At 36.2% G+C, this 19,645-nt stretch carries 18 protein-coding genes; 17 read left to right on the top strand and 1 reads right to left on the bottom strand.

The genetic code is table 11. The features are described from left to right. Window positions 1-14: 14 nt before the first annotated feature. The 17 genes from CHSO_RS22710 to CHSO_RS22630 all read left to right on the top strand — a co-directional run bounded on the left by CHSO_RS22710 (window position 15) and on the right by CHSO_RS22630 (window position 18,505). A complete protein-coding gene (locus tag CHSO_RS22710; RefSeq protein WP_027375539.1) occupies window positions 15-320 on the top strand; it encodes a DUF3467 domain-containing protein in 306 nt (101 codons plus the stop codon). A 361-nt stretch (window positions 321-681) separates the two neighbouring features. Beyond that, on the top strand, window positions 682-3,528 hold the full coding sequence (locus CHSO_RS22705; protein WP_052480698.1) for a T9SS type A sorting domain-containing protein: 2,847 nt from the start codon (window positions 682-684) through the stop codon (window positions 3,526-3,528). Between the two features lie 3 nt (window positions 3,529-3,531). Continuing rightward, on the top strand, window positions 3,532-3,987 hold the full coding sequence (locus tag CHSO_RS22700) for a hypothetical protein (RefSeq protein ID WP_144429019.1): 456 nt from the start codon (window positions 3,532-3,534) through the stop codon (window positions 3,985-3,987). 74 nt (window positions 3,988-4,061) lie between these two features. Next, complete coding sequence (locus CHSO_RS22695) at window positions 4,062-4,550, top strand: hypothetical protein (protein WP_144429018.1); 489 nt, start codon at window positions 4,062-4,064, stop codon at window positions 4,548-4,550. Between the two features lie 37 nt (window positions 4,551-4,587). Then, the gene (locus CHSO_RS22690; protein ID WP_045501101.1) at window positions 4,588-6,738 is read left to right on the top strand and encodes a TonB-dependent receptor; all 2,151 of its coding nucleotides are present in this window, start codon (window positions 4,588-4,590) and stop codon (window positions 6,736-6,738) included. Window positions 6,739-6,950: 212 nt separating this feature from the next. Then, window positions 6,951-7,598, top strand: coding sequence for a Crp/Fnr family transcriptional regulator (locus tag CHSO_RS22685; protein ID WP_045501100.1), 648 nt, complete (start codon window positions 6,951-6,953; stop codon window positions 7,596-7,598). Window positions 7,599-7,725: 127 nt separating this feature from the next. Beyond that, window positions 7,726-8,568: a DUF5777 family beta-barrel protein gene (locus tag CHSO_RS22680; protein WP_045501099.1), complete on the top strand. Its 843-nt coding sequence runs from the start codon at window positions 7,726-7,728 to the stop codon at window positions 8,566-8,568. A gap of 1 nt (window position 8,569) precedes the next feature. After that, window positions 8,570-8,917 (top strand): hypothetical protein, encoded by a 348-nt coding sequence (locus CHSO_RS22675; RefSeq protein WP_045501098.1) that lies wholly within the window; start codon window positions 8,570-8,572, stop codon window positions 8,915-8,917. Between the two features lie 10 nt (window positions 8,918-8,927). Further along, window positions 8,928-9,470, top strand: coding sequence for a YceI family protein (locus tag CHSO_RS22670; RefSeq protein ID WP_045501096.1), 543 nt, complete (start codon window positions 8,928-8,930; stop codon window positions 9,468-9,470). Then, window positions 9,467-9,991: an ankyrin repeat domain-containing protein gene (locus tag CHSO_RS22665; RefSeq protein WP_045501094.1), complete on the top strand. Its 525-nt coding sequence runs from the start codon at window positions 9,467-9,469 to the stop codon at window positions 9,989-9,991. Before CHSO_RS22670 ends, CHSO_RS22665 begins: the two co-directional genes overlap by 4 nt. Before the next feature lies 1 nt (window position 9,992). Next, window positions 9,993-10,757, top strand: coding sequence for a T9SS type A sorting domain-containing protein (locus CHSO_RS22660; RefSeq protein ID WP_045501092.1), 765 nt, complete (start codon window positions 9,993-9,995; stop codon window positions 10,755-10,757). 141 nt (window positions 10,758-10,898) lie between these two features. Next, window positions 10,899-11,501: a GrpB family protein gene (locus CHSO_RS22655; RefSeq protein WP_045503221.1), complete on the top strand. Its 603-nt coding sequence runs from the start codon at window positions 10,899-10,901 to the stop codon at window positions 11,499-11,501. An 11-nt stretch (window positions 11,502-11,512) separates the two neighbouring features. Continuing rightward, window positions 11,513-11,908, top strand: a complete 396-nt coding sequence (locus tag CHSO_RS22650; protein ID WP_045501091.1) for a cytidine deaminase family protein — start codon at window positions 11,513-11,515, stop codon at window positions 11,906-11,908. Window positions 11,909-11,939: 31 nt separating this feature from the next. After that, a complete protein-coding gene (locus CHSO_RS22645; RefSeq protein WP_045501089.1) occupies window positions 11,940-12,776 on the top strand; it encodes a GNAT family N-acetyltransferase in 837 nt (278 codons plus the stop codon). A 98-nt stretch (window positions 12,777-12,874) separates the two neighbouring features. Then, a complete protein-coding gene (locus CHSO_RS22640; RefSeq protein ID WP_045501087.1) occupies window positions 12,875-14,158 on the top strand; it encodes an ectonucleotide pyrophosphatase/phosphodiesterase in 1,284 nt (427 codons plus the stop codon). A gap of 320 nt (window positions 14,159-14,478) precedes the next feature. Further along, window positions 14,479-14,760 carry a hypothetical protein gene (locus CHSO_RS22635; protein WP_144429017.1) on the top strand — a complete coding sequence of 94 codons (282 nt, stop codon included), beginning with the start codon at window positions 14,479-14,481 and terminating at the stop codon, window positions 14,758-14,760. A gap of 7 nt (window positions 14,761-14,767) precedes the next feature. Then, window positions 14,768-18,505, top strand: a complete 3,738-nt coding sequence (locus CHSO_RS22630; RefSeq protein WP_052480696.1) for a sialidase family protein — start codon at window positions 14,768-14,770, stop codon at window positions 18,503-18,505. 143 nt (window positions 18,506-18,648) lie between these two features. On the opposite strand, the gene CHSO_RS22625 is transcribed toward CHSO_RS22630, so the two are convergent. Beyond that, window positions 18,649-19,527 (bottom strand): NAD(P)H-binding protein, encoded by an 879-nt coding sequence (locus CHSO_RS22625; RefSeq protein WP_045501083.1) that lies wholly within the window; start codon window positions 19,525-19,527, stop codon window positions 18,649-18,651. Between the last annotated feature and the right edge of the window lie 118 nt (window positions 19,528-19,645).

Raw genomic sequence — 19,645 nt, 5'->3', positions numbered from 1 at the left:
CATAATTTATAACAATGGACAACAATCAAAATCCACAAGACGGAAACATCAACATCGAATTAAACGAAATGGTAGCTGCTGGTATCTATGCTAACTTAGCGTTAGTAAACCACTCTCCATCTGAATTTGTAGTAGACTTTATTCAGTTGATGCCAGGTGTTCAGCAGGCTAAAGTAAGATCAAGAGTAATTCTTGCTCCACTTCACGCTAAAAGAGTATTAAGCGCTCTTCAACAGAACATCGCTAACTACGAGCAGCAGTTCGGAGAAATCAAAGAAGTTGAGCCTTTCGTATTAGGAGGAAACAACGTACAAGCTTAAGATTTTTCTTACAATAAAATAAGAATGCCCTGGTTTTTTACCAGGGCATTTTTTATGTGATATTTTGTTTGGCAAGGCTTAAAATTGATCAATAAAGGATCGAATTAATTAGATTTATTTTCTGTTACAATAAAAATAAGATATAGAAATTAATGTATTGGATTGCAATTAATTCACAAAACTGTTCTTTTTTATAAGTGTTTGCAATTTTCATAATTCTACTATTGATATAGACCTGTAAAATGGGTAAAATATAATATCGATTAGCTTTATTAAGTTTAAATACAAATTGAATATATTTAGTTAATATAGGTTAAACTATCTTGTTTTTCTTAATTAAATTTGTGAAAAATTGAAAGGAATGAAACTTTATCCTATCGCAGCTGCTTTACTATGCATCAATATGTATGCTCAGCAGCAAAATAAACCTCAAGCCAATCAGAAGCATTTACAGGAGCTTTATTTGAAATATGAAAAAGATATTAAGAAAGCCCGTAAGAATTCGAAGTTAATGGGAACTCCTCCAGATCTATATAATGAGGAGGATTATAAAAGAACCATGGATCCTGTTACAGGAAATGTTAATTTTGAAAAATTAGCAAAAGTAAATAAAGATATTTTGATGGGGCAATACAAGGCTACTCAGCCAATGTCTTTTATTGCCGGTAATCAGGGATCTGCTACAGGAAAAATAATTAATGAACCCTGGATTGAAAGAGGACCTTATAATGTAGGAGGAAGAACCAGAGCAATCATGTATGATCCCAATGATCCTACAGGTAAAAGAGTTTTTGCCGGCGGAGTTTCAGGAGGACTTTGGGTGAATCAGGATCCTTCAGTAAGTACAAACGAATGGCAGCCTTTAAGCACATTCTGGGCAAATACTTCTGTGGTATGCATTACTTATGATCCCAACAATTCTCAGACATTTTATGTAGGTACGGGAGAATCATCAACCACTGATGTTGTAGGCTCAGGAATCTGGAAAACTACAAATGGTGGCACTACATGGACTCAGATTTTTACCGTTCCGGTTACTTATGCTTCTAATGGGGTAAGAAATGGGAATTTTTATATCAATGATATTAAAGTAAGAAATAACAACGGGGTTTCAGAAATATATGCAGGAGTAAGCGGTTCTTATGTTGGTATATCCTTTAATGACGGATGGCAGGGATTAAGCCAGGCAGGATTGTATAAATCTGTAGACGGCGGGGCAACATTTACCAAAAACACTAACCTGCTGGCAATGAATACAACAACGAATGTAGTAAGTACAACAGGATATTCTATCCAGCAAATAGAAATTGCAGCTGATAATTCTATATGGCTTTCTACAAGGAGTTCCAGGTTTACAAATATAGATTCAGGAGGTAGAATTTTTAAATCTACTGATGGGAATACTTTCAATCAAATCTATAATGTAGGAAATACTGGCTCAAGAGTTAATTTTACGCTTTCGAAAACGGATGCCAATAAAGCTTACGCTTTTATGCAGGGAGTTGGAACTACTGAGCCTATCAGAATTGTAAAAACAGCGGATGGCGGAGCTACATGGCAGTCTACTTCAGATGTGCCACAAGTTATCAAATTACCTAAAGCTACAGATACAAGTATCCCAACCAATGACTTTACTAGAGGACAGTCTTTTTATGATCTGGTTATAACTACAGACCCTCTGAATGATAATACCCTGTATATTGGAGGTATTGATCTATTTAAATCTACAGATGGAGGCGCTAACTGGGCGCAGATTTCAAAATGGTCTAACAATAATGCTATGGCTAACCTTGCTGTTTCTACGGTACATGCCGATCAGCACGCTATAGTATTTAACCCATTTAATAATTACAATACCGGCCAAATGATGTTTGGAAATGATGGCGGAATCTTCTTTGCTGCCAATAAAGAAAGTATTGGTGCTGTTGGAGGTATGGTAGCCAGAAATACAAGATATAATGTAACCCAGTTCTACGGAGCTGTACTTAATCCTACAAAAACTCCTGCAAATGAGGAATTACTGGCAGGAGCGCAAGATAATGGTTCATGGTGGCTGTATGGTGTGCCACAACCTAACAATTTCCTTACTCTTGCTGCTGCTACTGGAGGAGACGGAATGTACCCGGAGTATGACGATCAGGACTTATATGAAATATCAAGCTATACCAATAATAGCCATTATTTGCTGAACTCAACGCCGAATGCTAATTATCTGATTTCAACTTCTGCTAATAGGAGTATGGGGCATTTTGTAAACGAAATTGCACTGGACAGAATGAATGATGTTTTCTATTCTTACCGTTCAGGGCTTACGCTTTTCAGAACGGCCGGGCTAAGCAGTACTGCGACAACATTCACCAATGATCAGATTAATGTAGGAACGGCACAGAATGGTGAACAGGTTTCATGGCTTAAAATTTCCCCTCATACAACGGCATCTTCTACACTTTTTGTAGGGACTAACCTCGGAAGGCTTTTCAAAATTACCAATGCCAATACCCCATCCTATACATCTACTGTATTAACATCCCCTGCTGCAGGAACTATTTCAGATGTAGAATTTGGGACGAATGAAAATGAAATTTTATTAACATTATCTAATTATAATCAGATTAGCGTATTCTACTCAACAGATGGGGGAACATCATGGCAGAATAAAGAAGGAAACCTACCGGATATGCCGGTAAGAACTATTCTTAGAAATCCGGATGATCCTAATGAAGTATTAGTAGGTACAGAACTGGGAGTATGGGGGACAACAAATTTTCTTTCCGGAGCTCCTACATGGTCATCGGTAACAGGAAATATCGGGAATGTAAGAGTAACAAGTCTGGATTACAGACCTTCTACAAAAACGGTTCTTGTTTCTACTTATGGAAGAGGAGCATGGACAACTCAAAATACGAATACACTGGCTACTTCAGAAACTTCGGGAGTATCCCCAAGAACAGTAAACAGAGTATATCCTAATCCATCCAAGGGAATTGCCCGTTTAAGATTTAACAATGCCAATCATAGTACCGTAGATATCAGTATATTTGATAAAGCTGGAAGGTTGGTATACAGCAAGAAAAATGTAAAATCTGATGAAGAATTCGGTCAGAAAATGACGCCGGGAACTTATATTTTGAAAGCTGAAGATAAAGGAGAAATTGTATTTAGCGGTAATTTCCTGGTAATCGGACGTACTGGAGGTGATGATGATTAAAAAATGAATAATCCATTACTATTAATATTATTTTGGATACTGGCTTCCTGTGGAATGCCAGTATCCAATTTTCAGGATAAAGAAGTATCCGTAATTTCTGCTGAAAAAACGGAATGGTCTGGTGGAAGAGCTGGAGTGAAAGGAATAATGTATACCATAAAACTGAGGAAAAAAAATAATGTTATTATCAAATCTCTGATGGCAGAAGGTAACAAAATTCCATTTAGTCAGAATATATCGGGAGATGTTATTGTAATACAAGGTAGCTTCCAGTATAAAAATAATAATGAGGCCAATGTTGAAGATTTACCGGTAGGATCATCTATAGGAAGTACAAAGAAGACTGTCAATCTTAAAGATAGTTGGATAGAGTATACCTTAGAAAAATCTAATATATCCCATAGGATTAGTATTCCAAAGTTTACTTCGGTAGAAACTTATGAAGAACTGGCACCTTAAAATATCCTTTATTTTTGAATAGAAAACTATTTTTTATCTTTTTATGTATTCCGGTAATCATGTTATTTAATAATATGGCTTACAAGGTTGTTTCGCATGTAAAAAGAAAACTATACGAACATACACAGTATAATATTACCCGGCATTCTTTAAAGAAATCGCAAACCGTATGTTTTACAGAAGATGATCTTGTAAAAGCAGAATGGAAAGAAGATAAAGAATTTGTGCTTAACGGATTTTCTTATGATGTTGTTCGGGTGAGCAAGGTTAATGGGAAAAAACACTTTCTCTGTTACCTTGATAAAAAAGACATTATCATCAATTCATTGGTGGACCTTTCAAAAAAATTAACCGTTAAAAAAAGAAACCTGAGCACCCAGATTGATCTCCCGGGTCATAAGAAAGTTTTGCTTAAAACATCCCGTTTTACCATTCTTGGTGGAAAGGGATCTTTCATTTTTTTAGCGCTGGATTTAAATACAACACACAATCACTATCATCTATTAGAAAGTACTCATTATTTATCCATTAGTATTCCGCCTCCGGAGAATCACTTTGTTTAAAGTGAATATAATATTAATGATAACTAATTTTTAAATAATGAAAAAATATATATGCATAGCAGCAATGTTAGGTTGCGCTATCGCTCATGCTCAACAGGTGCAGGAAGGATCAATTGATGAAGTTAACATCCTTGGTAGAAAGAAAATAAAACAGGAACGTGCAGAATTCAAAAGACACGGACAATCTGTAGAAACGCTTTCCGAAGAAGATCTTAACAGGAATAATCCTGCAGCTATTGATCAAACATTGTCAACAATGCCCGGACTTCAGGTAGATAAACGAACCAATTTTGGTGGACAAAGACTAGTGCTTCGTGGATATGGAAACGATCAGAAGTTCAATAACTGGGGTGTGAAAGCCTACTGGAATAATATGCCGTTAACCAACGCTGAAGGGGTGACTGTTCTGGATGATGTTGACTTCGCCTATGTAACCAATGTAGAAGTTATCAAAGGTCCGGCAGCAACCATGTATGGTGGCGGAGTTGGAGGAGCAGTCCGTTTTTATACCCGTCCTGATTTTACAAAAGGAGCATCCATTTCTGAAAATGCTATGTTCGGAGCATTTAAAACATTCCAGTCCAGAACACAATTGAATGTTGCTGATGAGAATTACTCTGTAAGTGCAGCATACGGACACCTTGAAACGGATGGATACAGACCAAATGGTGGCGGACTGAAAAATTTCTTTAACGTGAATGGTACTGTTAAGCTTGGAAAAAAAGATCAGTTAAGTTTCTTTGCAAGCCAGGCTTATTCCTATGAACATACTTCAGGACAGATTTCATATGATGATTATTATGCAGGAATTGATAACGGGAATCCTGCCTATATCCGAAAAAACTCAGGAACGAAAATAAAATCAACAAGAGTAGGATTGAGTAATATGGTAAGTCTTACTTCTAATTTAAGAAACTATACCACCTTGTTTTATTATAATGCAAATACGGAAAGTGTTTCAGCGGGAGCCTATGGAGTTACAAGCTCTCCGAATGTAGGATTGCGTTCCACTTTTACATTAAAGAATGAGTTTAAGGATTTTGAAAACCGTTTAGATTTTGGAGCGGAAATACAAAATTCAGTATCTACGACTTCAAGCTATCGATTTACCGGTTCTGAAACTGAACCTTTACAGACAACAGGGATGAGTGGGGCTTCCTATTTTAAATATAATAACAATCAATCCACCTACTTTGTGATTGATTATCTTACTTATAAACCCTGGGGACTTACTTTATTGGCAGGGATAAGTGCTAATAGAACAAATTATGATAGAACAGATCTTTATGCATTGCCAGGTTTGATCGCCGGTCGTAAAGACCAGTCATTCAACAAGAAATATGACATGGCGTACACCCCTCACTTTGCTTTGCAGAAAGAATGGAAACATCAGATCTTTAATTTAAGCTATAGTGAAGGGTATAATTCTCCTACCGCAGCCTCTTCATTTATTACTGCTACAAACATGACGAATGATGATTTAAAACCTGAGCGCGCAAGAATGTTTGATTTCAGTGTACATGGGCTTTTACTCAATACAAAGTTAGATTATCGTATTTCTGCATTTAGAATCGACTATTCTGATAAACTTACACAACTGGTTATCCCTAATAGTCCCATTCCGGGGCAAACCTACTGGGCTAATACCGGAAGTCAGAAAAATACGGGACTTGAGTTTAGTATCGGATATCAGTACAGATCAGAGAATTCATTTATCGAAAGAGTAGTTCCGTTTGTAAACCTTTCTTATTACGATGCTAAATATAAATCTTTCACTACTATAGTAGGTGGGAAAGAAGATTCATACAACCACCAAAATGTAGTGGGAGTTCCGAGAAATAAATATGCATTAGGGTTAGATATCTATACCAAGCAGGGTTTTTATCTATTAAATACATATAACTATCTGGGACAGGTATATACTAACTTTAATAACAAAAATCTTGTAAAAGGATTTGGATTACTAAATGCAAAATTAGGATATAAAAAGACCTTTGGGAAGTTTGATGTAGATCTTTATGTGATGGGTAATAATCTTACCAACCAGATTAATTATACGTTCTTATTCCTTGGAAATAACATCAATGATTCAGATAAAGGAAGTAATTATTCAGTTCCTACAGATCTTAATCCGGGGCCTAATAAATCTTATTTCTTTTATGGAGCTAATCTGAAATACAGATTCTGATCTGAAATATAGACTTTTACAAAACTGTTTCATTTTTATGAAACAGTTTTTTTATTACAAATTGTTAATACAGTGAATTATTTTATGGTAAATATTTACATAAAGAAGTTTTTGAGTAGTATTTATGTATTAATAATTAAAGTTTTTTGTTTTTTATCAAATATTTGATCCTGTTTTATATATTTGTTTCAGAATATTGAAGGAAGAAGGATATGAATAATCAATTTATTATTCAGAAATTCGGGTTCTTAGGAAACGATTTTCTGGATGAGTTTCAGAAGCATGCTGTTTTAGCAGATATAAAATCAAAGACTGAAATAGTGAGGGAAGGGCAGAAAAATAAGTATGTCCCTTTTTTGACGAAAGGATCCATAAAAGTTTTCACACTTAACGATGGAAGAGAGCTTATCTATTATTATATTAGAGAAAATGATAGCTGCCTGATGACCTTTTCATCTATTTTTACAGATTATATAAGCAGGGTATATGCTGTTGCAGAGGAAGATTCCGAAGCATTGTTGGTTCCTGTTTCCATTATGCATGAATGGCTGGTGAGATTTCCTGAGATTAATAAATTGTTTTATCGTGAATACGACAGGCGATTTTCAGAAGTAATGAGTATGGTAAACGACGCTGTTTTTCACCGCCTGGACAAAAGAGTTCTTAATTATATCAAACAGCAAATTTCCGTCACTGGGTACAATCCCATAAAGATTACTCACAGGGAAATCGCCAATAATCTTGGAACCTCCAGAGAAGTGGTAAGCAGAGTTTTAAAGAAAATTGAAAGTGATGGAGATATTCTGCAAACAAAAGAAGGAATAAAAGTCGCTGTAAATGACAATGTTAGATTAGTCTAATTTATATTGTTTTAAATCTTTTAAATTTATGATTGATAAAAACTATTTTCTTGGTGACTTTTATCACATATTTTTGAATTGATAACACGATAGATTTGTTATATCATAATTTAATAGAAATTGTAATATGACGAAAGCTCTCTTATTTTTGTCGGTACTTTCATCAGTTTTTGCCTTTGCACAGGAAGATCTGCTGAAAGATATTGATACTGTACAAACCAATACAGATACTTCACAACCTGCATTCAAAGCCTTGCAGATTGTGACCGGACAATCCACTAAACTTGCCGCCAAAAAAGAATGGTATATGGTTGTTGCCCATCGGTTTGGCGATGTAAGCGCCGGTTTTAAAGATTTTTTCGGACTGGATAATGCTTCTACCAAACTGGGGGTGATCTACGGGGTTACAGATGCCATATCTTTAAGCCTGTCCCGGGAAACCAATATGAAAACTTTTGAAGGTGGCATTAAATATAGATTGGTAAAACAAAATGAGAACTTTCCCGTAGATGTTGTTGGCTATCATGTAATGGGTGCCAATACAGCCTTAGATAAAGATACATATCCGCATCTTAGATTCAGTGACAGACTGTCTTATCTTACACAGGCTCTTATTTCCAGAAGATTTAGCGATAAATTTTCATTACAGTTTACCCCTTCATATGTACATAAGAATCTTTATGAACCTACTGTAGAAGATAAAAACCAATTTCTTGCCGGCCTTGGCGGCCGCTATAAAATCTCAAAAAGAATTTCTGTAAATGCAGAATATTTTGTGAATTTCGACAATCACAGTTTTTATAAAAACCCCTTGTCATTAGGAGTGGATATAGAAACCGGGGGACATGTTTTTCAGCTTTTATTTACAAATTCCCAGATCAATTCAGATATCGGGTATCTTACGAATGCATCCGGAAATTGGGGAAAAGGACACATTTTCTTTGGGTTTAACCTTTACAGAGTTTTTTAATATGAGAAAAGGAATATACATACTGGCCATATCATTCGCAGCGATCCTTATTGCCTGTGAAAGCAGAACCTATGAGGAAATTTCAGATAACACCCCTATTATCTTACCTGTAAAATATACAGCAGATATAAAGCCGATTATGGACAATAACTGTATTGGTTGCCACTCTGCAGGAAGTTTTAAACCTTTAGCCACTTATGATCAGGTTAAGAATAATATAGACGGGATTTTAGACCGTATTCAGAGAGCAAATGGAGACCCACAGAAAATGCCTAAAGGCGGTTCGTTATCCGCCACTCAGATTAACACTTTCATTAAGTGGAAAGCTGATGGCTTAACCGAAAACTAAAATATTTGATATGAAAAAACTAACATTATTAAGCGTATTCCTGCTTTTTGGCGGTTACGCTTCAGCCCAGAAATACAGTTCCAAAACCGGTAAACTAACATTTGAAGCATCCGTACCCCTTTTTGAAGATATTTATGCCCAGGATGATGCCAATCTGGTTATTCTTAATGCTGATACCGGAGAAATGGCATCTGTTTCTGTTGTTAAAAATTTCCATTTTAAAACCAAATTAATGGAAGAGCATTTCAATGAAAGCTATGCTGAGTCCGCAAAATTTCCTAAAACTACATTTAAAGGAAAAATTGTAGGCTTCGACAAATCAAAACTTACTGCCAGCCCACAGAAATATACAGTTCAGGGTACCTTAAACTTTCATGGAGTAGATAAAGCGATAACCTCTGCAGCTTCAGTGTATGCAAAGGATGGAAAGATTTATATGCAGGGAAGCTTTGTGGCAAAACCGGCAGATTACAAAGTAACAATACCTAAAGTGGTTACTAAGAAAATTGCTGAAAATGTAAATGTTGAATATAATTATATACTGATAAAATGAGAAACCTGATTATAGCACTGAGTGTATTTCTGGGATCTTTTTTATTGGCCCAGGAGAAATCGAAATCAATATTTGATATTGCCAGAAGTGGAACGGTTTCCGAAGTAAAAGAACTGATGAAGCAGAATCCTGATATCATCAATCAATCCAATGAAAATGGTTTTTCTCCTCTTATTCTAGCTTGTTACAGAGGGAATGTAGAAGTAGCTGAATTTTTAATAGATCATGTAAAAGATGTAAACTATAAAAGCAGAGAAGGAACAGCATTGGCAGGCCTTTCCGTGAAATACAATAAAAAGTTGGTTGAAGATTTACTAAAGAAAAATGCAGATCCCAATATTGCAGATGATACAGGTTCTACACCGTTATTTTGGGCAGTAAAATTCGGGAATAAAGAACTCATTGAACTTCTGCTTAAATATAAAGCTGACAAATCAATAAAAGACTCAATGGGGATGACCCCCTTTGAATATGCCTTACAAACTCACAAGGAAGAAATTATTAACCTCTTAAAAAAATGATATGAAAAAAACTTTACTTACATTAGGATTGCTTATTGCAAATTTTGCATGGGCACAGTTTTCCTCGGGTACAGTAACCCTTGGCGGGACCGGAATGACAGTGAAATTGGAAACTTCACCTACTTTGGTAACTTTGACACTCACAGGAAGCAGTACTTCTTATCTTGCAATAGGAGCAGGAGATGTAGGAATGGCAGCCGGCGCTGATGGATTCATTTATAATACTAATTCTACTACTAATTCAAATCTTGATTACAGTTTTAATGGAATAGGACAGTTTCCAACCGTAGATGCTATTCAGGATTGGACAATTACTTCAAATACTGTAGTAGGGTCTACTCGTACTGTAATAGCTACAAGAAGTTTAGCGGGAAGTGCTGGAGATTATTCAATATCCAATTCAGCAGGGCCGCTGGATATTTTTTTTGCAAAAGGAAATAGCTTAGCAATTTCTCAGCACAGTTCTACAAATAGAGGGTATGCTACATTAACAATGGCAGCAAGTAGTCTGTCTACAAGTGAAATTGCAGCAGCAGAAAATAAGAAAATTGGTCTTTATCCTAATCCGGCTAAGACTATTGTGAATTTCAAAAATGTTGACAAGATCCATTCTCTTGAAATCTATGATGCAACAGGGAGAAAAGTGAAATCTGTAAAACCGGATGGAGAAAATATCAATGTTGAAGATCTTAAGCAGGGAACGTATTATTTTGAAATCAAATTAAAAGATGGGAACTTATCCTACGAAAAGTTAATCAAAGAATAAAAAAACATATCCAGATATTTTTAATAATACCTCTGATTTTTCAGGGGTATTGTTCTTTTATGTATTAATCATAGGTTTTAATAGCCTTTATTCAAGGGCGTTGCCTTATTTTTTTTATATTTGTGTAGTAAGCGGATGCCCATGAAAGTTACTTTTGAAAAATACAATCCATCCTGGAGCAACCAGTTTGAATCCATTAAAAATGAACTGGAGAAAAGTATAGGCTTTTTAGATCCCCAAATACAACATATTGGAAGCACTTCTGTAGAAGGATTATCAGCAAAACCTATTATAGATATTATGATTGGGGTAAAAGATGAATCCGAACTCAATAAATTTCCCCTATTATTACAAGGAAAGGATTATGTGTACTATGAAAAGTACAATAAAGATATGCCGTATCGCCGTTTTTTCATTAAGTTGACAGATAAGCCTCAGAACTTGGGATTTCCGGAAATTATTCATTCAGAAGATGAAATTCCAGAAGAACTTCACAATCATCATCTTCGGATAGCCCATATCCATACCTTCCCTGTTTCATCAGAACATTGGCTCCGTCACATTGCATTCCGGGACTATCTTCGCACTCATCCTGAAGTAAAGGAGGAGTATCAACGATTAAAAGAAAAACTCAGTATAATGGAATGGTTGGATGGCAATGATTATAACGATAGAAAAGATCTATTTATCAAAAGAGAAGAACAGAATGCTGTTCAATGGTATTTAAATAATCAGACAACTTAATACTTTGTCCAATGAGAAAAGATTTAAAGGAAATAGCCAGCCAATTTGCAAAATCCCAAATACTGAATGACTTTATAGAATATGGAGGAGTTGCTGCAGCTATTGAAACTGCTGCTGGAAATGTATATACAGGAATCAGTATAGACACAGCATGTTCTATGGGATTTTGTGCTGAACATAGTGCTGTCGCAGAAATGCTTAAGAATGGAGAATGGTATATCAAAGCTGTAGTGGCAGTGGGAAATGATGGAAATGCAGTTCCACCCTGTGGGCGTTGCAGAGAATTGATGAGTCAGCTGGCTAAAGAAAATCTCAATGCAGTAATAGAAGTGAAAAACGGAGTATTTGTAACCTTGAAAGAATTAATGCCTTACGACTGGAAAGAAGATCTTGACAGAGAATGGTAATTGTAGAATGATAATTTAAAAATAAAGATTCATGGAGTTTAAAACCTTAGCCAATGTTGAATTAGATGACCTTTTAGCAGTATTTAATCTTTCCTTTTCCGATTATATTGTTCCTTTTCATCTTACGAGAGAAATACTTGCAGCGAAAATTGTTGCTGAAAAATTAGATATGAATATTTCAGTAGGTGCTTTTGAAGAAGGAAAATTAGTGAGTTTTATCCTTCAGTCTGAAAAGTTGGAGAATGGCCAGAAAATTATTTACAATGGCGGAACTGGGGTAGTGCCCGAAAGCAGGGGAAAAGGTTTGGTAAGAAAAATGTATGATTTTATCATTCCTGCTTTAAAGGAAAGAGGTGCTACTATACTGTTGCTTGAAGTTATTGAGGGAAATACCGCAGCAATCAGGGCTTATGAAAATTTAGGCTTTAGCATTGTAAGAAAATTGCTTTGTTTTAGAGGGAATATCGATTCCGAAGTGAAAAAATCTACGATCACAATAAATGAAATGAAGGACTTTCAATGGGATAATCTCTGTTCTTTCTGGGATATTGAACCTTCATGGCAGGGGTCTGTTCATGTATTGAATCCTATGCCGGAAAATTATCAGACATTGGGAGCTTATTCAGATGAAAATTTAGTAGGATATATCATTTACAATCCTGGAGCAAGAAGGGTACTTCAGATTGCAGTACACAAAGATTATAGAAAGCAGGGAATTGGGTCGGGACTTTTTACAGCTATAGCCGATGGGCGGCCCATGGCTATCAATAATGTGGATGATACCTCTAAAGAAACAGAGAGATTCCTGGGTGAAAAAATAGGCCTTCAAAACTGGTTATCACAGTTCGAAATGACACGCAGTATTTAACCTGTTTTCCAAAAATAAAAGGTTTTTAATATACTTTTAACCTCTTAAACTTTTCAGGGAGCAGTAGAGAATGTAACTTTGCCGAAAATTTTTAAATAATGAAGCGAGGAATACATTTTTTACTGCTGTTTTTTTCCTTAACGGTTTTTGCTCAGCAAGGAATAATAGACACAGCTCAGGTAGTGGTGCCAGGCCGTCTGAATAGTATTGAAGCCCAGTCGAAACCTTATGTTATCATGATTTCTACCGATGGTTTTCGATATGATTATGCTAAAAAATACAATGCCGAAAACTTGCTGAAACTTTCTGGTAACGGAGTCAGAGCAGAAGCAATGATTCCAAGCTATCCGAGTATTACTTTTCCCAATCACTGGAGTCTTATCACTGGACTCTATCCTTCTCATCATGGTTTAATTGATAACTTTTTCTATGATTATAAGAGAAAGGAAACCTACGCGATGAGCAATAAAAAAAATGCAGAAGACGGAAGCTGGTACGGCGGAATTCCTCTTTGGGGATTAGCCGAGAAGCAGGGGATGGTATCTGCATCCTTAATGTGGGTTGGATCTGCCAGTGATGCAGGCGGAATGAGACCTACTTATTACTATCCTTATCATGAAAAATTTACACCATCCGAAAAAGTAGAAAAAGTAGTGAACTGGCTGAAGCTGCCGGAAGACCAAAGACCCCATTTTATAACATTATACTTCCCGGAAGTAGACGGAAGCGGACATCACTTTGGCCCGGATACCCAGGAAACAGAAACAGCTGTTCATCTGATTGATCAGGCCATTGGAGATCTTGTTCAGAAAGTGAATGATTTAGGATTAAAAAATGTCAATTTTGTTTTTGTTTCAGACCACGGAATGATTAAGGTTGATGGTGGAGCTCCTTTGGAAATTCCAGCGCTTCTTTTTGATAAAAATAGATTCGATTTTTATAATTCTCAGACCCTTTTAAGAGTGTATGTTAAAAATCCGGATGAGGTAAAAACTGTTTATAAAGAATTAAAGGCTCATCAAACAGAGGACTACGAAGTGTATTTAGATAAAAAATTACCAAGATACCTGCATTTTGCTGCAAGAGATGATAAATACAACAGAATAGGCCAGATTCTTCTCCTTCCGAAAGCTCCGAAAATATTTCTGGAAAAAGGAAAGAAATCCTCTGTTGGGAAACATGGATACAATCCAAGAACAGTTCCTGAAATGAAGGCGACTTTCTATGCATGGGGACCGGAATTTAAAAATAATATGGAGATCGGAGAATTTACCAATATCAATATTTATCCTTTGGTGGCTGAGGTTTTAGGGTTAAAGATTGACCAGCCAATTGATGGGAAACTAAAAGTTTTAAGTAAGATTTTAAAAGAAAAAAAATAAGTTTATAAAAAAAATCGCAATATCACAATGTATTGCGATTTTTTTTTATAAACTTTCAGATAAGTTTCGGCGCACCTTTGGTGCGCCGAAACTGTTTCTAATATAATAATTTCAAGATGTAAGCAGATAAATATTAATTAAACTAAATATAGATTATAGTATCGTTAGTTGCTATATCGTTTTTTTATAATTTACATATGAAATTTTCATATCTTTAAAAGTGAATTATTTCGAATTTTATGAAAATTTTTGCTAGTCTAGCAGTAATGTTTTTGATTTGCTGCAAATCCTCCGTTAAAACAGGTTATTTAAATAATGACATGGAAAATGAGTATTCTATAAATCTGAGTCCCAATCAGCAGTTTAGCTTGTTTTATAAATTCGAAGATAATCCTTTGGATCCGGGCAGATGGCTTAGCTATTATGTAACAGAGACCAAAACTAATATTCTCAAAAAAGAAAAAACAAAAATCCTCGCAGATTCCATTTATTGGAGATCGGATAATGTTCTTGTCATCATACCTTATCGTAAAATGATAGAAACCAATCTGGAAGTAGATAAAAAAGAGAATGATAATCAGATTTTAATACATATAAAATAACAACTACATGAAAAAAAACTACATTAGAAATGGGGCAATTGTAATAAGTGCTGTTTTTTTATTGAATGCCTGTCAGCATTTCAATACACAAGCAGACACCAGCCGCCCAGCGTCATCAAATGCTGATGGAATGCTAAAAAAGAAAGAATCAACGGAGCAGGATAAAATTAAAGTTTCAGACGATAAAAAAGCCTATGCTCAGGTACAGAAGGAACAAAGTCTGAAAAAGATGCTTGCTTCTAATGATCCAAAGTTTAACAAAGTTTTTGAAAACTTTGGTGATGGTGCTGAAGAAACTCAGCTTAGAAAGGAGTTGCTGATGAGTATGGCGAAAACTGGGGAAATGGTAATGGGGCACCGTGCGGATAAAAAATTAAGAGAACAGCAAGCAGGGGCCAAAGAGAAAAAAGGAATTGAAGAGATGGCAGAATATAGACGTCAGATAACAATGCCTATTGGTACCAACAAAATGCTCTATGAAGATGGAAATTTACTGAAAGAATATAATAAAGCACTTAACAGTGCTACTCTTAAGCAAGCTAAGCAGAAATCTTCCGTTGCTGCTAAAAATGGAGCTTATTCTATTAACAACGTTGTGTTTACAGAAAGAGGTCCTAATAATATTCCGGGGAGAGACAGAAGTATCGTAGTCTCACCTCAGAACCCTGATAAATGGTACGTAGGATCAGTAGGTGGTGGAGTCTGGATTACTGACAACGCCGGAACAACCTGGAAAAATACTACAGATTTTGCCGTTCCTAATCTGGCTACTTCTACGATTGCCATTTCTCCCCAAAACCCGAATGTTGTTTATGCAGGAACGGGAGAGCCATTTGGTAATTTAGATAAGATTACAGGAACGGGTCTTATAAAATCTACGGATGCAGGAGAGCATTGGACAAGATTACAGAATACTGCTGCTTTTGGTGATGTAGGAAGATTATTGGTAAACCCAGCCAATTCAAATAACCTATTGGCAGCTACTTCAAAAGGAATTTATGTAACCCAGGATGGTGGAACCACCTGGAATCAGACCTTTACAGGATCAACCGTAGCAGGGACTGCTTATGTTTCTACTCAGGATCTTGTTGCAACCAACGATTTCAGTGCCATATATGCTTCTGTTAATACCTTAGGGGTTCTTAAATCTACAGATGGAGGGGCAACCTGGACAAAAGTATTTGATGCACTGGCTCTTAATAAAGCAATAAAAAGAATTGAGATTGCTGTATCTCCGGTTAATCCAAGTAAAATTTATCTGAGCTGCCAGGAAGGCGCAACTACAGGGATATATATGTCTGCTAATGCAGGGACCAGCTTTCAGGCTTTAACTTATAAAACCGGAAACAGTAAGGAAATCCTTGGAGATCAGGGGTGGTATGATAATGCCGTTACGGCTCATCCGTTTAATGAAAATATTATTTATATAGGGGGTGTTTCGGTAGCAAAGGTTACAGTAGATACTACAGATAATTCATACAATGTACTTTCCATTGCAAGTGGTTATAATACAGCATATCTTAACACAGCGGTACATCCTGACCAGCATGGTATTGTTTGTCAGGTTAATCCTGCAAATCCTGCCCAGTTCAGATTATTGCTTACTAATGATGGAGGAGTATATTCTACACAATATAAAACAAACCCGGGGGAAACTCAGGGAGATTGGAGTAATCCTGTTACGGGGCTTAATACTACACAGTTCTACGGTGCAGACAAAAAGAATGGGGCAGATGCTTATGTCACAGGAGCCCAGGATAACGGATCATCAGCTACCATTACAGCTCCGTCATCAAGCACTTCAAACTACTTATCTTTATTGGGTGGAGACGGCTTTGAGGCTCTTTGGAACTATAATAAGCCTAATGAAATGATATTTGGTTCACAGTACAACAACTTTGTAAGAACAGAGCAGGGAGTAAGTACTACAGGCCGTTTTACAGCCAGAAATGCAGATTATGGATCGGCATCATCTCCATTCTATTCAAAATTAGCCAACGCTAATAATAACCCGGATGTTGTATTTACGGTGTCCTCTAAAGGGGTTTGGAAATCTCCGGATTTCGGGAGAACATGGGGGTTGACAACCTTTACAGCAGCCAACAACGGAACATGGAATGGAAATGCTTCATTTGCCACTGTTAAAGTGTCCGTAGCAAATCCTGATGTAGTTTGGGCTGGTTCTGCTGCTTCAGGAGGAACAGGAACAACGTATAAGATCAACGTTTCAAAAGACAATGGATCTACCTTTACTAAAACAACAGGTAATCTGCCAACAACAGGGAGCTACTATATCAGTGGAATTTCAGCATCCAATACAACGGAATCCAGAGCATATGTACTGTTCTCTGTAGCAGATCAGCCAAAGGTGGTTAAAACCAATGATTTTGGTGCAACATGGACAGATATTTCCGGATATAGCACAGGGTCTGTATCCACAGGTTTCCCGAATGTTCCGGTACATAGTTTAATTGAAATGCCATTTGATGACAAAATTCTTTGGGCTGGAACAGATATTGGAATATTTGAAACGGTAGATAGCGGTGTAACATGGTCTCTCGTAACTACTATGCCTCCGGTTTCTATCTGGAACATGAAAATTGTAAATGACCAGGTGGTTCTTGCCACCCATGGTAGGGGAGTATGGACGGCTACTATTCCTGAGTTAGCAACCTATGTGATGCCTGAATACGTAGCACGTCCAATTATAAAAAGTGCAAACCAGGTAGCTATTCATGATACAAAAGCCAAAGCCGTCTTTAATTATACAAATCCACAAATTACAAGTCTGAAGGTATATGTGGATAATACTTATGTATCAACAATTTCCAGTACTCAGCCCAATACCGATTATACATTTACTACTACATCCACTTTATCTGAAGGGGTTCACTCTATTTCAGTTACCGGAGTATATGCTAACGGAACTAAGGAAACAATCAAGGATACAAAATCTTTGGATATTATCAACTTTAACAGTGGAGCATCTGCTATTAATGTTCCTGCCTTTACTACCAATGATGTATATATTGGAGCTGGTAAATTTGTAGTAGATAATGTATCTAATAAATTTACTTATAATGTGTTAAATAATGTTGGGCATCCATATGCAAATTCCACGAATTACCAGACTTATATAAAAACTCCGGTAATTGTAGGACCTGCATCTGCAATGACAATGAGACATATGGCTCTTACAGAAGCACAATATGATTTTGCTTATGTAGAAGGATCTAAAGATCTTATTAATTGGACTACCATGGGGGTTTATGATGAAGCATCATTCAGTAACTGGACCAATGGTGGAGCTGCTCTTCCGGCAGCTAGTGTGAATGAAACTTTATTCCAGAACAGTTCTTTAAATTTAGGAGCATTTGCTCCTGGGGATGAAATTGCTGTGAGACTTCGTTTGGTAAGTGACCCGGAGGTTGCTTCTTATGGATGGCTTATTAAATCTATAGTTCCTACTTCTTCTCTTGGAGTAAAAGATATTGTGAAATCAGAAGAAGGAATTAGATTGGTGCCTAACCCGGCAGATAATGTTACAGGGATTATGCTTCCTGCCAGTAATAAAGGTGATGTGGATGTTTATGTGTACGATGCTTCAGGCAGACAGGTAATGTCTCTGAAGAAACAGAAAGGGCCAAAAATTGATATGGACGTAAAAGGTCTTACAAAAGGTCTTTATCTGGTGCTTGTAAAAACAGGTACAGAGAATAAAGCGCTGAAATTAATTAAAAACTAATTATTATCCTTAAGTTTTAAAACAGGTAGATTTTTAAAAATTTGCTTGTATTAAATAAAAAGACTCTCCTGATTAGAGAGTCTTTTGTTTTCTAATAATTTTATGAATCATAAAATTCCAGCTTATCTTTTCTAATTTCCAGCTTAAAACTGAGATGCAAATTCTTTAGCGAAATCTTCCAATTTAATATTTCCAGTAACAGGAGAATGATGTTCAATAAAATCTTTTTGTACGGTTCCTATCTTCATTCCCAGCCCCATTTCAACGTATAGTTCGGCCATGTCTTGTGGTAAACCGGCTTGCAGCATTCCATTTAAAGAATCTTCATCTGAGAATTCTACCCATGGAAGTGCTGGCTTTTCAATAGCAGTACCCAATACTCTGGCAAAATCAGAAGCTTTGCGGGAGTCGCTTACAATATATCGGATGTTTTTACCTGTTTCATTTTTTACCAATTCTTCCGCTGCTGCTTTAGCAATATCTATTGGATGCACTACAGGAATTTCCGTGTTTTCAGGATAATTACCACCAATAATTCCTGCATTTTTAATCAATGGAATATCATTGAAAAAATTAGTGTAAAAATAGCCTGCTCTTAGGAAAGTAAACGAGGTGTTTTCAAGTTCCTGATAAAGCTTTTCGATATGATGAAGCCCTTTAATAGGTCCATTTTCTACTGGAGATCCGGCTCCAACACTGCTTAGCATTACCGCTCTTTTTACTCCGGAATTCTTTAATGCTTCTGCATAATTTTTTCCGGCATTGATGGTATTCTGAACAATATTCTCAGCACTGATGGCAGGAGGTGTCATCACAAATACGGCATCTGCTCCATTAAATGTTTGGGTTAAGAAATCAACATCTGTGATAGACCCGATAGCAGGTTTTGCTCCTAAAGATTCAATGTCCTGTTTTCTTTCTTCATTGCTGCTGATAACGGTAATATCATGTCCTTGTTCTGCCAATTGCTTTGTTAAAGGTTTGGCAACGTTTCCTAATGATCCTGTGATTATAATTTTCATATGTAAATTTTTATTGTTGTTTAATGTTCTTTGTAACCGCTTAGTAATAAATGCTTTGTGTAAATTGATCAAACAATTGCGATTTCATGATAAATATTTTTTTATTTTCTGATACAAA

This window comes from Chryseobacterium sp. StRB126 (assembly GCF_000829375.1).
Taxonomy (GTDB): domain Bacteria; phylum Bacteroidota; class Bacteroidia; order Flavobacteriales; family Weeksellaceae; genus Chryseobacterium.
This window is presented reverse-complemented; position numbering and strand designations above follow the sequence as displayed.

Coding starts and splice junctions, on each gene's coding strand:
- CHSO_RS22650 (WP_045501091.1), top strand. CDS start 11,513: ATGAGAAAAGATTTAAAGGAAATAGCCAGCCAATTTGCAAAATCCCAA.
- CHSO_RS22670 (WP_045501096.1), top strand. CDS start 8,928: ATGAAAAAACTAACATTATTAAGCGTATTCCTGCTTTTTGGCGGTTAC.
- CHSO_RS22690 (WP_045501101.1), top strand. CDS start 4,588: ATGAAAAAATATATATGCATAGCAGCAATGTTAGGTTGCGCTATCGCT.
- CHSO_RS22695 (WP_144429018.1), top strand. CDS start 4,062: ATGGCTTACAAGGTTGTTTCGCATGTAAAAAGAAAACTATACGAACAT.
- CHSO_RS22635 (WP_144429017.1), top strand. CDS start 14,479: ATGGAAAATGAGTATTCTATAAATCTGAGTCCCAATCAGCAGTTTAGC.
- CHSO_RS22705 (WP_052480698.1), top strand. CDS start 682: ATGAAACTTTATCCTATCGCAGCTGCTTTACTATGCATCAATATGTAT.
- CHSO_RS22680 (WP_045501099.1), top strand. CDS start 7,726: ATGACGAAAGCTCTCTTATTTTTGTCGGTACTTTCATCAGTTTTTGCC.
- CHSO_RS22640 (WP_045501087.1), top strand. CDS start 12,875: ATGAAGCGAGGAATACATTTTTTACTGCTGTTTTTTTCCTTAACGGTT.
- CHSO_RS22660 (WP_045501092.1), top strand. CDS start 9,993: ATGAAAAAAACTTTACTTACATTAGGATTGCTTATTGCAAATTTTGCA.
- CHSO_RS22710 (WP_027375539.1), top strand. CDS start 15: ATGGACAACAATCAAAATCCACAAGACGGAAACATCAACATCGAATTA.
- CHSO_RS22630 (WP_052480696.1), top strand. CDS start 14,768: ATGAAAAAAAACTACATTAGAAATGGGGCAATTGTAATAAGTGCTGTT.
- CHSO_RS22665 (WP_045501094.1), top strand. CDS start 9,467: ATGAGAAACCTGATTATAGCACTGAGTGTATTTCTGGGATCTTTTTTA.
- CHSO_RS22675 (WP_045501098.1), top strand. CDS start 8,570: ATGAGAAAAGGAATATACATACTGGCCATATCATTCGCAGCGATCCTT.
- CHSO_RS22685 (WP_045501100.1), top strand. CDS start 6,951: ATGAATAATCAATTTATTATTCAGAAATTCGGGTTCTTAGGAAACGAT.
- CHSO_RS22655 (WP_045503221.1), top strand. CDS start 10,899: ATGAAAGTTACTTTTGAAAAATACAATCCATCCTGGAGCAACCAGTTT.
- CHSO_RS22645 (WP_045501089.1), top strand. CDS start 11,940: ATGGAGTTTAAAACCTTAGCCAATGTTGAATTAGATGACCTTTTAGCA.
- CHSO_RS22700 (WP_144429019.1), top strand. CDS start 3,532: ATGAATAATCCATTACTATTAATATTATTTTGGATACTGGCTTCCTGT.
- CHSO_RS22625 (WP_045501083.1), bottom strand. CDS start 19,527: ATGAAAATTATAATCACAGGATCATTAGGAAACGTTGCCAAACCTTTA.